Origin of the sequence: Streptomyces sp. NPDC050674 (genome assembly GCF_040654575.1) — a bacterium.
GTDB lineage: Bacteria > Actinomycetota > Actinomycetes > Streptomycetales > Streptomycetaceae > Streptomyces.
Window position 1 is genome coordinate 355,979 of the sequence record NZ_JBFAIG010000001.1, and the last position, 13,833, is coordinate 369,811.

The 13,833-nt window shown below is 72.9% G+C and carries 3 protein-coding genes; 1 reads left to right on the top strand and 2 read right to left on the bottom strand.

The genetic code is table 11. The features are described from left to right. The first annotated feature begins 7 nt into the window (after positions 1 to 7). The gene (locus AB0I06_RS01475) at positions 8 to 1,114 is read left to right on the top strand and encodes an alpha/beta hydrolase-fold protein (RefSeq protein ID WP_363116677.1); all 1,107 of its coding nucleotides are present in this window, start codon (positions 8 to 10) and stop codon (positions 1,112 to 1,114) included. Between the two features lie 99 nt (positions 1,115 to 1,213). Here AB0I06_RS01475 and AB0I06_RS01480 read toward each other — a convergent pair whose 3' ends face one another. Together AB0I06_RS01480 and AB0I06_RS01485 are read right to left on the bottom strand one after the other, a co-directional pair. Next, complete coding sequence (locus tag AB0I06_RS01480) at positions 1,214 to 2,914, bottom strand: ABC transporter ATP-binding protein (protein ID WP_363116678.1); 1,701 nt, start codon at positions 2,912 to 2,914, stop codon at positions 1,214 to 1,216. Next, complete coding sequence (locus tag AB0I06_RS01485; protein WP_363116679.1) at positions 2,904 to 13,805, bottom strand: amino acid adenylation domain-containing protein; 10,902 nt, start codon at positions 13,803 to 13,805, stop codon at positions 2,904 to 2,906. Before AB0I06_RS01485 ends, AB0I06_RS01480 begins: the two co-directional genes overlap by 11 nt. Between the last annotated feature and the right edge of the window lie 28 nt (positions 13,806 to 13,833).

Below are 13,833 nucleotides of genomic sequence, written 5' to 3' on the forward strand. Positions count from 1 at the left end.
GACGCTCATGCGCCTGGCAGCGGCCGACCGGGAGGACGCCTTCGCGGAGTTCGGACTGCCGGGCAGGCCGGGCAGTGACGTGTTCTGGGCCGCCGCGGGCGCACCCGCGGCGGTGCCGGACGGCGACGGCGGCTGGGTAACCCTGTTCCTGTGGCGCGGGGCGGAGCCGGTGACCGTCGAGTTCGAGAGCTGGTCGGATCCCGTCGCCCTGCGCCGGTGGGAGAGCTCGGACTGCTGGTACGCCGAGGTGCGCATGCCGGCGCGGCTGCGGGTGACATACCGGTTCGTGGCGGGGGACGTCGCCCATGCCGACCCCCTCAACCCGGCCGGTGCGGGCGGCGAACGCTCCGTCGCCTCGACGCCGGACGCCCCACAGCAGCCGCACTGGCCCCTCCTCGGGGCCGACGCGGTGCTGCCCGTGCCCCGGGCGCGGATCCGCTGGGCGAGTGCGCGGCTGGGCGGGCGGCGGACCGTGCGGGTCCATCCGGCGGGGGGCGGGGGGCCGGTGGTGCTGCTGCTCGACGGGGACGACTGGCTGTATCTGCATCCGGCCATGACGGCGTTCGACTCGGCGGTGGAAGCGGGGGATCTGCCGCCGGTCACTCTCGTCTTCCTGCCCGCCAAGGACCGGGCAGCGGAGTTCACGTGCCGGCCGGAGCTGTGGGAGGCGGTGCGGGACGAACTGCTGCCGTTGGTGGCGGAGTCGGGCGTCGACGCCGATCCGGAGCGGCTCGTGGTCGCCGGGCAGAGCCTCGGGGGGCTGAGCGCGCTGTACGCGGCGCTGGAGTTCCCCGAGCTGGTGTCGCGGGTCGCCTGTCAGTCGGGGTCGTTCTGGTGGACCCCGCAGGCCCCGGGGTGGGCCGATCCGCTGGGCGGGCCGGTCGGAGGTGCGATTGCCGAGCGGCTGCGGGAGGGCGCCGATCTGTCGGGGCATCGGGTGGCGTTCGACGTCGGTGAGCACGAGGACCGGATGCTGCCCCACTGCGAGGTGACCGAGCGTCTGGTGGAGCGCGCGGGGGCGACCGTGCGGGTTTCCCGGTCCGCGTCGGGGCACGACCGGGCCGGGTGGCGTCACGCCCTGCTCAGGGATGTCGGCTGGGCCCTCGGCGAGTAGCCGTCCGCGAGCCGGTGGGCTGGTCGCGCCCGCGCGGCGGAACCGCACACCGGCTCGGCCCCGCGCCCCTGAGGACATGGCCCCCGGCCCCTCGGCAGCTCACCGGGCGACCGCCAGGCAGTACGCCTCGTCCTTGGACAGCAGGTTGCGGTGGGTGTCCTCGGCCGTGATCGTGCCGTCGTCCAGGACCAGCACCCGGTCCGCCGCGTCCAGGAACGCCGGGCTGCTGGTGATCACGATCGTCGTGCGGCCCCGGCGCAGCTTCGCCACGTTGCGGGCGATGAGCTGCTCGGTGACCGCGTCCACCGCCGTCGTCGGGTCGTGCAGGACGAGGACGTCGGCGTCGGCGGCCAGGGCGCGGGCCAGGGACAGGCGCTGACGCTGGCCTCCGGAGAGGTTGGCGCCCCGGTCACGGACGGCGTGGTCGAGGCCCTCGCGGTGCAGGGCCACGACGTCGGTCAGCATGGAGGCCTCCACGGCGTCCTGAACGGTCCGGCTGGTGCCCGACGGGTCGATGTTCGTGCGGAGGGTGCCCGCGAAGATCTCCCCGTCGTACGGGTTGACCAGCAGGTGCTCGCGGACCGCCTCGACGGACAGCTCCGCCAGCTCCCGGCCGCCGATCCGCACCGTCCCCTCGTAGGCGGTGGGCGGGACGCGCACGGCCAGGACGGCGGCGAGATCGGCCGCCGCCCGCGGCTGATACGGCGCGACGGCGACGAACTCCCCCGCCTTCACGTGGAACTTCACATGGTTCAGGGCACCGTGGCGGACAGCGTCGATCTCCAGGTCACCGCCCGGGGACGGGCGTCCGGAGCCCGGGGTCGCCACCGGCGGGGCCGACAGCACCAGTGCCATCCGCTCGGCCGAGGCCCGCGCGATCATCACGTACTTGGGCATCTCCGAGAACAGCTTCAGCGGCTCCATGATGAACTGCGCGAGACCCACGGCCATGACGAGTTCCCCGATGGTGATGCGGCCGTCGAACGCCAGTAGGCCCGCCAGCAGGGTCACGGCACCGGCGAGGACCGCGTTGAGGGCCAGCGCGGTGCCCGCGTAGACACCGTTCACCTTGGCGACGGTGATCGACTGCTGCTTCGCCTCGGTGCTGACCCGGCGGTAGGACCGGAACGCGGCGTGGTTGCCGCCGAAGCCGTGCAGCGGGCGCAGGCCGCTGATCAGGTCGGCGACCTTCGCGCCCGCCCGCGCCACCCGGGCCTGCTGCTCCTGGGTGCTGCTGCCGATCCGCTTGGACATCACACTGAGGACCGACAGGATCGCGACGGTCCCCACGATGACCAGCAGTCCCAGCCGGACATCCGCCAGGCCCAGCGCGACCGCCGCGACCAGCACCGCGACCAGCGAACTGATCAGCAGCGGCACCACCTCGATGATGTCGGCGGTCTGGTCGGCGTCCTCGGTGGCGATGGTCAGCACCTCGCCGGACTTCAGATCGACGTCCCGGGCCACGGGTTGCAGGCCGCAGGCCGCGACCTTCACCCGCCAGCGGTGTGCCTCGGTGGTGTTGGCCTTCTGAAGGATCCGCATGCCGAAGCGCCACGACAGCGACACCGTCGTGATGATCACGGCCAGCGCGCCGATCGACAGGGCGAGGGCCTGGAGGCTGCGGCCGTCGCGCATGGTGTGCTCGACGATCAGGCCCAGTGCGATGGGGAAGGCCGTCTCACCGGCCTGGTACAGGCCCATGAGGAGGGTGCCCCAGGCCATCGCGCCGAGGTTGCGCCGCAGGGCGGTCCGGAGGATGGCGGCCCCCGGGCGGGGCCGCTGCGTGTCAGTTGTCATCGAGATGGCGGGCAATCGCTTCCGGGGTTCGCAGGGTGAACAGATCGCGGATCGTGATCACGGGACCGTACTCGCGGCGGAGCAGCCCGACGAGCCGCACCGCCAGCATGGAGTGTCCCCCCAGGGACACGAAGTCGCTCACCGCGCTCACCTCGTCGTCGTCCAGGTCCAGTGCCTCGGCGAAGTACTCGCAGACCACGGTCTCGGTCCCGGTCCGCGGGCCCCGCTCCCCCGCCGTGGTCAGCGCGCCCAGCGGCTTGGCCTCCGGCAGCGCCTTGGTGTCGGCCTTCCCGTTCACCGTCAGCGGGATGCCGTCGACCTGCGCGTAGTGCGTGGGGCGCAGGAAGTCCGGCAGCCCGGCGCCCACCTCGGCGGCGACGGACGCCAGTTCCGCGCCCTCCAGCACCAGGTAGGCGGCCAGCCGGTACGCGCCGTCGACCTGGGGGTCGGGCTGGGCGACCGCTGCGACGAACCGCACCGCCGGATGGGCCGCGAACAGGGCCTCCACCTCGCCGAGTTCGACGCGGTGGCCGCGGATCTTGACCTGCTGGTCGGTGCGGCCGAGGTACATGAGGTTGCCGTCGGGCCGGCGGACCACCAGGTCACCGGTGCGGTACATGCGCTCGCCGGGCGCGCCGAACGGGCAGGCGACGAAGCGGTGCGCGGTCTGGGCGGGCTGCCCCAGGTAGCCGCGCGCGATGCCGATGCCCGACACGTACAGCTCGCCGGGCACACCGTCCGGCAGCGGCCGCAGCCACGGATCCAGGACGTACACGTCCGTGTTGTCGATGGCCACGCCCACCACGGGGTCCGCGCACTCGAAGGTGCCGACGCCGAGGGTGTTGATGGTGTACTCGGTGGGCCCGTACAGGTTGTAGCCGACCGTGCCCTCGGTCTCGGCGAGCCGCTGCCACAGGGTCGGTGTGACGGCCTCGCCACCGAGCAGCACCAGCGCCGGCCGTCGACCGGGGTTGTCGAGCAGGCCCTCGGCCACCAGTTGCTGCGCGTAGGTCGGGGTCACGTTGATGACGTCGATCCCGTGCCGAAGGCAGTAGGCGACCAGCCGGGGCGCGTCGCGGCGCAACTCCTCGTCGCAGATGTGCACTTCATGACCGTCGGCGAGCCAGAGCAGCTCCTCCCACGACATGTCGAACGCGAAGGACACGGTGTGCGCGATCCGGAAGACGCGGTGGCCGTGCTGGGCCAGCACGGGTTCGAAGATGCGGCGCTGGTGGTTGATCAGCATGTTGGTGAGCCCGGCGTACTCGGTCACCACGCCCTTGGGCTTCCCGGTCGAGCCGGAGGTGTAGATCGTGTAGGCCGGGTGCCGCAGCCGGTCGGGGTCCTCGGGTGCGAACGTCACGAACGGCTCGGCCTCGGGGAGCGGCCGGTCCAGCTCGATCAGCTCGCCGGTCAGCCGGGACGAGACCCCGCTCACGGTGAGGATCAGATCCGGCCGGGCGTCCTGGACGATGGCGGCGATCCGCTCGTCCGGGTGGTCCAGTTCCAGCGGCACGTACGCGGCGCCGACCCGCAGGACGGCGAACAGGGCCACGATCGAGTCGAGGGAGCGGGGGATCGCGAGGCCCACGGTCGTCTCGGGTCCGATGCCCCGTCCGGCGAGCACGCCCGCCACGGCCCGGCTGCGATCCCGGAGTTCGCCGAAGGTCATCGTCGCGCCGTGGGCGACGAGCGCCACCCGCTCCGGGTCGCGGTCGGCCGCCCGGTCGAACCGGTCGACGACGGTGTCCGTGCCGACGTCGGTGCGCGCACCCGGCTCGGGCACCGGGCCCGGGCCCCGCAGCGCGCCGACCGGCCCGGTCGCCCGGGAGAGGTCCTCCAGGACGCTCAGGTAGTCGTCGAGGAGACGGCGGGCGTTGCCGGTGTCGCCGTCGCGGTACTCCAGCTTGACCGTGAGCCGGTCGCCGGGCGTGACGACCCAGGTGAACGGATAGTGAGTGGAGTCGTCGGCCTTGACCGAGGTGATGCCGTGCCGGGCGTTCATCTCGGCGAACGCGTCCATGTCCAGGAAGTTCTGGAGCACGAACAGGTTGTCGAACAGGGTGTCGTGGCCGCTGGCCCGCTGGATCTCGCCGAGCCCGAGGTGTTCGTGCTCCATGGCCTCGACCCGGGTGGCCTGGACGGCCGACAGGTAGGCGCCCACCGTGTCGTCCGGGCGGGCCCTGGTCCACATCGGCACGGTGTTGAGCAGCACGCCGACGATGCCGGACAGTCCCTCGCCCTCGCGGCCGGACACGGTCACGCCGAACACGGCGTCGCCGCGGCCCGTGTGGGCGCCGAGCAGCAGCCCGAACGCGCCGGTCAGCACCGAGTTGAGGGTGACGCCGTGCACCCGGGCCGCTTCCCGTACCAGGTCGGACTGTTCGGCGGACAGCGTGTGCACGAGCGCGCCCGGCAGGTCGTCCGAGAAGGACGGCGACGGCCCGGCGAGCAGGGTCGGGCCGGGGAGAGCGGCCAGCCGGTCCGCCCAGAAGCGCTCCGCCACCGCTGTGTCCTTGGCGGCGAGCGTCCGGGCGTACTCCTCGAAGCCCGGCGTGGCCGGCGTCGCGTCGAAGGGCTCGCCCGCGAGGACGGCACGGTAGGCGTCGAACAGGTCGCGCAGGACGATCTCCCGGGACCAGCCGTCCCACAGCAGCAGGTGGTAGCTGAGCAGCAGGCCGTCCCGGTCGCCGGGCAGGTGCACGACGGTCAGCCGGATCAGCGGCGGCTCGCCCGGGTCGAAACCGGTGTCCCGGTCCCGGGCGCGCAGGGCGTCGGCCTCCGCGTCCGAGGACACGGCGACCGTGCGGACGTCGACCCGGCGCCCGGCCTTGAGGACCTGGACCGGGTTGCCGTCGTCGTCGGTGCCGAAGCCCGCGCCGACGACCGGGTGCCGTGCGATCACGTGGGCCATGGCCTCGGCCAGCGCGTCGGTGTCGAGGCGCCGGTCGAAGGTGAACCAGTTCTGTGCGACGTAGTGTCCGGCGGCGCCCGCCAGCTGGGCCTGGAAGAACAGCCCGCGCTGGAGCGGGGTGACGGGGGCGGTGCGCTCGGCGGTCGTCGCGGCGTCCGCGAGGTGCCGCAGTGCGCTGCGCCAGTGTTCGGTGATCGCGTCGGGAACGCCCTCGGCGAGGACGAACTCGGCGAGCAGACTGCCGGTGGTCTCGTCGGTCCACGCGTTGACCTCGACGGCGTACGGGCTGCCCTGGTCGCCCCTGGCGAGGGGCAGCGCCTGGGACTCGCTGCCCCGGCCGAGGTAGTTGAACAGCACCTGCGGGCGGGCCGTCAGCAGCGGGGCCGTCTGCGGGTTGAGGTACCGGAGCCGGCCGTAGGCGACGTGCCCGGCCTCGTCCGGCTGACGTTCGGCGACCTCGCGCGCCGCCGCGACGGGATCGGTGTGCGGGGTGAGCCGCAGGGGTGCGATGGAGGTGAACCACCCGACGGTACGGCTGTAGTCGTGCTCTTCGAGGACCGGGACCCGGCCGTGCCGCTCCAGGTCGATCGCGAGGTCGGTGGGCGACGGCTGGATCCGGGTCAGCGCGGTGCGCAGGGCGCCGCACAGCAGCTCGGTGAGACCGACGCCGAGTGCGGCGGGAGCGGTGCGGGTGAGGCGCTCGCTCACCTCCGGGTCGAGCGCGACGGTGGTCTCGCGCGGGGCGCCGGGGGCGGGCAGCAGTCCGGGCGCCTGGAGAGCCGTGATCCAGCGGCCGAGGCCGTGCGTGTCCTGGGCCGACCGGAGGGTCTGGGCTTCGGCGTACTCGGCGTAGGAGGTGGTCGGCGGGGCGAGGTCCTCCCCGCGCAGGGCCGCTGCCAGGTCGTCGAGCAGGATCAGCCAGGAGACCGCATCGACGGCGAGGTGGTGGACGGTGACGACGAGGGTGTGGCTCGACTCCAGCCATGCGAAGGCGATCATCTCGCCGGACTCGGGGGCGAGTTGCCCCGCGGCCTCGTTGGCCACGGTTGTCGCGTCGGTGGTGTCCGGGCGTACGACGGTGATACCGCGGGCGGATTCGGTGCGGAGGGTCCACACGCCGTGTGCGGTGTCGAGGCGCAGCCGGAGGGCCGGGTGTGCGGCGACCACGGCGTTCGCGGCGCGCACGGCGTCGGCGTATCCGGTGCCTGCGGGGGCCTGGAGGGTCCTGGCCTGGGCGAAGCGGGTGAGGGAGCCGCCGAGTTCGCGTTGGCGGAGGATGATCGGGGTGGGGGTGAGGGGTCCGTCCTCGCGGTGGGTGGGGGTCTGAGGGGCCTGGGGCGTGCTGGTGCCCAGGTGTGCGGCCAGGGCGCGGGGGGTCTTGAGCAGGAAGACGTCCCTGGGGGTGATGGGTAGGCCGAGGGTGCGGGCCCTGTTGACGACCGTGATGGCGATGATGCTGTCGCCTCCGGCTCGGAAGAAGTCGGTGTCGGCGGTGACGTCCGAACCGGGCAGTGTCTGAGTGAAGATCTTCACCAGCGTGGCAAGTGTCGTGTGTTCACCTGAGGGTGCCTGGTGGCTTGTCGCGCAGTTCCCCGCGCCCCCGAGGGGACGTGCGGCCAGAGCCTTTCGATCCAGCTTGCCGTTGATCGTCAGGGGCAGGGCGTCGATCGTCAGGACCCTGTCCGGGATCATGTGAACGGGCAGCTTCTCGGCCAACCGGCCTTCGACATCACCTGGCACGGTGCCCACCACGTGCGCGACCAGGTGGTCACCGGTGTCCGCCACCGTCACGGCCACGTCGGTCACGCCGTCCAGGGCCCTGATCGCGGTCTCGACCTCGCCCAACTCGATGCGGAAACCCTTGAGTTGCACCTGGTCGTCGGCTCGGCCGGTGAACCTCAGTTCGCCGTCGAGGGTGCGGATCGCCAGGTCGCCCGTGTGGTACATGCGGGAGCCGTCGGCCGCGAAGGGGTCCGCCACGAAGCGGCCCGCGGTGAGGCCGGGCCTGCCCAGGTAGCCCAGCGACACCTGGTCACCGGCGACGTAGATGGCGCCCTCCCGGCCCGGCGGCACCGGCCGGAGCCGGTCGTCGAGGAGGTAGGTGACCAGGCCGGGGATCGGGCCGCCGATGGGGCTGGTGTCGCCGCCGGGGCCGAAGTCCCGTTCGGTGAGCACCCGGTGGGTGACATGGACGGTGGTCTCGGTGATGCCGTACATGTTGACCAGCTCGGGGGCGGTGGTGCCGTGCCGCTCGACCCAGCCGCGCAGCCGGCCGAGGTCCAGGGCCTCGCCGCCGAAGACGATCCGGCGCAGTGCGGGCAACGGCTCGCCCGCCAGCCGGTCGGCCTCGATGAACTGGTAGAAGGCCGACGGGGTCTGGTTGAGGACGGTCACGCCGCGTTCGCGGACCAGCCGGTGGAAGTCGACCGGGGAGCGCGTCAGCCCGTACTCGGGCACCAGCAGCTCACCGCCATGCGCGAGCGCGCCCCACAGCTCCCAGACGGCGAAGTCGAAGGAGAAGGAGTGGAACTGGACCCAGACGTCGTCCGGGCCGAAGTCCATGGCGGGCCGCGTGCGGGCGAGCAGGGTCACCACGCTGGAGTGCGGGACCACGACGCCCTTGGGGCGGCCGGTCGACCCGGAGGTGTAGATCACATAGGCGGGGGTGTGCCAGTCGGGCTCGGGGCCGGGGTCCGTGCGGGAGGCCGGGGGTTCCTCACCCTGCACCAGGACGCGGGCCGCGACGCCCGTGCGGGCCAGGAGGCGGGTGAAGCGGTCGCGTTGGGCACGGTCCACGAGGACGACCTGGGGGGCGGCGTCGGCGAGGATGTACTCCAGCCGCTCGTCCGGGTACGCCAGGTCCAGCGGGACGTACGCACCGCCCGCGCCGACGATCGCGACCAGGGCGACGACCTGCTCGAGGGAGCGCGGGACGGCCACGGCGACCCGCCGGCCCGGGCCCACTCCGGCCGCGCGCAGGGCCGAGGCCAGGGCGTCCCTGGCGTCGGACAGCTCGCCGTAGGTCAGGGAGCGGGTCGCGCCGTCGAGGCCGCACTGGGTGACGGCGGTGGCCGCCGGGTCGCGGCGTGCGGCGGCGTCGAAGAGCGCGCCGAGGGTGGTCGGCCCGATCGGCGCGGGAGGCTGCTCGGTTCCCCGTGCCAGCTCGTCGACGGGGATCTCCGGGTTCGTGAGCAGGGTGGCCAGGGTGCGGGTGAAGGTGCGCAGGATCGCGCGGGCGGCCGGCTCGTCCAGCAGGTCACCGTCGTGGATGAGGTTGAAGCGCGGGCGGCCGTCGCGCGCGCGCTCGGCCACCAGGGTCAGCGGGTAGTGCGGGGCGCCCTCGTTGACGATGTCCGTGATGGCCAGGGTGTCGCCGGGGCGGCCGAGCGAGGCCGGGTCCGTGGCCACGTCGAAGACCACGAGGGTGTCGAAGAGGGAACCGGAGCCGGCCTGGCGGCCGATGCGTGCCAGGGAGACGTGCTGGTGCGGCAGGACCGCGCTCTGGTGGTCGCGCACCGAGGCCAGCAGATCGCCCGCGGTGCTGTCCGGCGTCCAACGAGCGCGCACGGGGATGGTGTTGATGAACAGGCCCACCATGTCCTCGATGCCGGAGACCTCGGCGTCGCGGCCGGAGACCGTGGAGCCGAACACCACGTCCCTTCCCTTGAGGATGCCGCCCAGGGTGACGGCCCAGGCGCTGTGCACGGCGACGCTGAGCGGCACTCCGGCCTCGCGGGCGGCGGTGTCGATGTCCTCCTCGGGTTCCACGGCGGTGTCGGCGAACCGGTCGGAGGGGGTGTGCCCTTCGGCGACCAGCGAGGGACCGGGCAGCCCGGCGAGTTCCTCGCGCCAGACGCGGTCGCTCTCGTCGGCGTCGCGGCCCGCGAGCCAGTGCACGTAGTCGGCGAAGCCCCCGAGCGGGTGGACGGTGCCCCGGGCGTGGTACTCGGCCAGCAGCGCGCGCAGCATCGGCAACACCGACCAGCCGTCGGCGATGATGTGATGCACCGTCTGCACCAGGACGTTCCGGCCGGAGCCGGCGCGCACCAGGGTGTAGCGCATCAGCGGGCCTGAGGCCAGGTCGAAGCCGGTGCGGCGGTCCCGTTCGGCGAGGTCGCGCAGCTCCTCGTCGGTGATGCCGGGGTGGTCGAGCGTGGTGAAGGGGGCCTCGACGCCGTGGTCCAGGACGCAGACCACCCGGCCGTCGGCCAGGGCGGTGAAGCGGGCGGCCAGGTTCGGGAACAGCGCGAGCAGGCGGGTAGCCGCCGCCGCGAGCCGGTCGGCGTCCACCTCGCCGTCGAGCGTGAGCAGTTGCTGCTCGACGTAGGCGCCGGCGGAGTCGTCGTCGAAGACCGAGTGGAAGTAGAGGCCTTCCTGCAACGGGGTCAGCGGCAGGATGTCCCGCAGGGCCGGGCCGTCGAGGGTGTCGATGTCGTCCTGGGTGAGCGGCACCAGGGGGAAGTCGCTGGGCGAGTGGCCTCCTTGGTCGAGCGCGGCGAGTCCGGCCAGGGCCGTGCGGAAGTAGTCGCCGAGTGTCGTGATCTCGGCGTCGGTGAACATGCCGTCGGGCCAGGAGAGGGTGGTGACCAGTTCGTAGGCGCCGGAGGCGGCGGGTTCGGCGATCGCGTTGAACTCCAGGGCGCGCGGCAGGCGCATCCGCGGATCGCGCTTCTCGCCCAGTTGGCCTGTGCTGCCCACGAGTTGCCAGTCCCCGGGGGTGCCGGCGGCGAAGCGGCCCAGGTAGTTGAAGAGCACCTGGGGGGCGGGGGCGTCGAACTCGGTGTGGGTGAGGTAGCGCAGGGCGCCGTAGGAGACGCCGTTGTCCGGTATCCGGGCGAGGTCCTCCTTGACCGCCTTCAGGGCGGCTGCCAGGTACGCGGGGGCGGTGAAGTCCGACGTGGCGCCGGGGTCCACGGTCACCGGGAAGAGGGTGGTGAACCAGCCCACGGTGCGCGACAGATCCGGCTCGAAGCCGGCGGAGGGCGCCACGAACCGCCCCTCGCGGCCGTGGCCTTCGAGTTCGATGTGGGCGAAGGTCTGGTCCTGGCCGAGGTCGCGGCGTCGGCGGGCGAGGGCGACGGCGAGTGCGGTGAGCAGGACGTCGTTGACACCGGCGTGGAACATCGCGGGGATCTCGTTCAGCAGCGCGGCGGTGATCTCGGGGCCGACCGAGACGGTGCGCAGGCGTTCGTTCGCGACGGTGTCGGTGCGGGACAGGGCGCGGTGGGCCAGCGGCTGGTCCGCACCGGGCAGGGGGCGCCGGTAGGGGGAGCTGTCGGCGTCGAAGGCGGCGCGTTCCAGCAGCTGGGTCCAGCGCCGGAACGACGTGCCGGCCGGGGGCAGTTCGATGGGCTCGCCCGCGGTGAACTGCCGCCAGGCGGTGGCCAGGTCGTCCATCAGTACGCGCCAGGAGACGCCGTCGACGACCACGTGGTGGGCGACGAGGACGAGCTGGCGCGCCCGGGGGCGCCAGACCGCCCGGAGCATCACGCCGCCCGTGGGGTCCAGCCGGCCGGTGGCGAGGGCGAGGCAGGCGTCGAGCGGCCGGTCGCTTCGCTGCCAGCAGGGCTCGGCCCGGTCCGCCTCGGGGATGTCGAAGCTCCAGCGGCTGCCGCGCACGAGCCGGGCGCGGAGCATGTCGTGCCGGGTGAGGAGCGCGCCGAGGATCGCGTCGAGGGCGTCGGCGGTCAGGTCCGCCGGAGTGTTCAGGACGACCGACTGGACGAAGCCGTCGACGGCGTCCGTGGTCTCGCCGAGCCACTGCACGATGGGCGAGCCGACGACGGTGCCGGTGGCTACGTCGGCATGGTCGACGGCGGTGACGTCCTCGCGGCTCGCGACCGCGGCCAGCGCGCCCACGGTGCTGTGGGTGAAGATCTGCCGTGCCGTCACGTGCAGGCCCCGCTCGCGCAGGGCGCTCAGCAGGGAGATGGCCAGGATGCTGTCGCCGCCGAGCTGGAAGAAGTCCTGGTCGACCCCGACCTCGTCGAGGCGCAGCACCTCCGCGACGGCGGCGCACACCGCGCGCTCGTCGTCGGTGGCGGGGCGCACGGACGCGCCGGTGTTCACCGTGGGTTCGGGCAGCGCGTTGCGGTCGAGCTTGCCGTTGGCGGTGAGCGGGAACTCCTTCATCACCACGATGTGGGCGGGGACCATGTACTCGACCATGTGGGCGCCGGCCCACGCCTTGACCTCGTCCGCCCGCAGGTCCTCCCCGCCGGCGGCCGGTATGACGTAGCCGATCAGACAGGTGCCGCCGGCCGCGTTCTTCTTCGCGACGACGCAGGTGTGCCGGACGCGGGGGTGTTCGGCGAGGCCGGCCTCGACGTCCTCGAGCTCCAGCCGCATGCCGCGGATCTTGATCTGGTTGTCGGCGCGGCCGAGGAAGTCCAGTGATCCGTCCGGGGCGAAGCGGGCGAGGTCGCCGGTGCGGTAGAGGCGGGAGCCGTCGTCCGCGAAGGGGTTGGCGACGAAGCGGGAGGCCGTCAGGCCGGGTGCGCCCACGTAGCCGCGGCCCAGGAGGAAGCCGCCGACGTAGAGTTCGCCGCCGACGCCGACCGGGACCGGGCGCAGTTCGTCGTCCAGGACGTAGAGCTGGGTGTTGGGGTTGGCCTTGCCGATGGAGGTCGACAGGCGTTCGGCGGCGCCCCGGTAGATGACGTGGGAGACGCCGATGGTCGTCTCGGCCGGGCCGTAACCGTGGTAGAGGGGAATGTCGAGCTTGGTGCGGAACCGCTCGTACAGCTCGGGCGTGAGCACCTCGCCGCCGCACCACACGTGCCGCAGGCTGTCCAGGCGCCCGGAGTCGCCCGCCATCTCCAGCAGCACGTCAAGCATGGACGACACCAAGTAGGTGAAGGTGACGCGCTGTTCGGCGATGACGCCCAGCAGGTGGTGCGGATCGCGTTCGCCGCCGGGCCGCAGGACGACGAGCCGGCCGCCGGAGACCAGCGGCAGGAAGATCTCGTTGACGGAGATGTCGAAGGAGAGCGGGGCCTTGAACAGGGAGGCGTCGTCGGGACCAAAGCCGAGGATCTCGTTCACCTGCCACAGCAGGCGTTCACTGATGGCCTCGTGGCGGATCATCGCGCCCTTCGGCCGCCCGGTGGACCCGGAGGTGAAGATCACGTAGGCGAGCGCGTCGCCGAGGGCCGTGATGCCCGTCCCGTCCGCCGGGTACGAGCCGTAGCGCCAGTCGGCGAGGTCGACGGCCACGGCGTCCGGTTCGGCCGGGTCGTGCTCGCCCGAGGAGTTGAGCTGCACGACGACCCGGGCGTCCTGGATGACGACGGCGCGGCGCGCGGCGGGCCACTGCGGGTCGAGCGGTACGAAGGCGCAGCCGGCCTGGAGCACGGCGAGCAGCCCGATGACCATGTCGGCGGAGCGCGTCAGGGAGATGCCCACGACCTGTTCGGAGCCGAGCCCGCGCGCGAGCAGGTGGTGGGCCAACTGGCTGGAGCGCTCGGCCGCTTCACGGTAGGTCAGTGTCCGGTGCTCGTCGACGACGGCCACGGCGTCCGGCCGGGCGCTCGCCTGCTCCCGGAACATCTCCACGATGCCGGGGCGGACCCGGTCGGCCCGGTTGTCGTTCCAGCGCGCCAGGGTCCGGAGCCTGTCCGCGACGGCGGACGGGCCGATGGTGCCGAGGGGCCGGTCCGGGAAGTCGGCCAGGTCGTCCAGCGCGAGCTGCGCGTCCCCGGGTGGGACGCCGTCGGGGACGGTGAGACTGCGGCCGTCCGGGGCGAGGCCCCAACCGCCGGACGTGCTGCCCCCGTTGTCGACCCAGCCGAGGACGTCGGCGAAGAGCGTGCCGGGGGTGAGGTCGATGCCTTCGGGGCTGTCGCCGGTCGCCCAGTACACCAGCCCGATGGCGCAGGCCTCGAGGATCGTCCGGTCGGGGTAGTCGCCGATCCTCCGGCGCACACCGGCCAGACGCTCGGGAGACGGCAGGGTGAGACGAGCACGCGGTTGCATCATCGAAGACTCAGCGTCCCTTCCAGAATGT

Bases quoted from the DNA above. Each gene is read 5' to 3' on its own strand.
- AB0I06_RS01475 (WP_363116677.1), top strand. From the start codon at position 8: ATGCGCCTGGCAGCGGCCGACCGGGAGGACGCCTTCGCGGAGTTCGGA.
- AB0I06_RS01485 (WP_363116679.1), bottom strand. From the start codon at position 13,805: ATGATGCAACCGCGTGCTCGTCTCACCCTGCCGTCTCCCGAGCGTCTG.
- AB0I06_RS01480 (WP_363116678.1), bottom strand. From the start codon at position 2,914: ATGACAACTGACACGCAGCGGCCCCGCCCGGGGGCCGCCATCCTCCGG.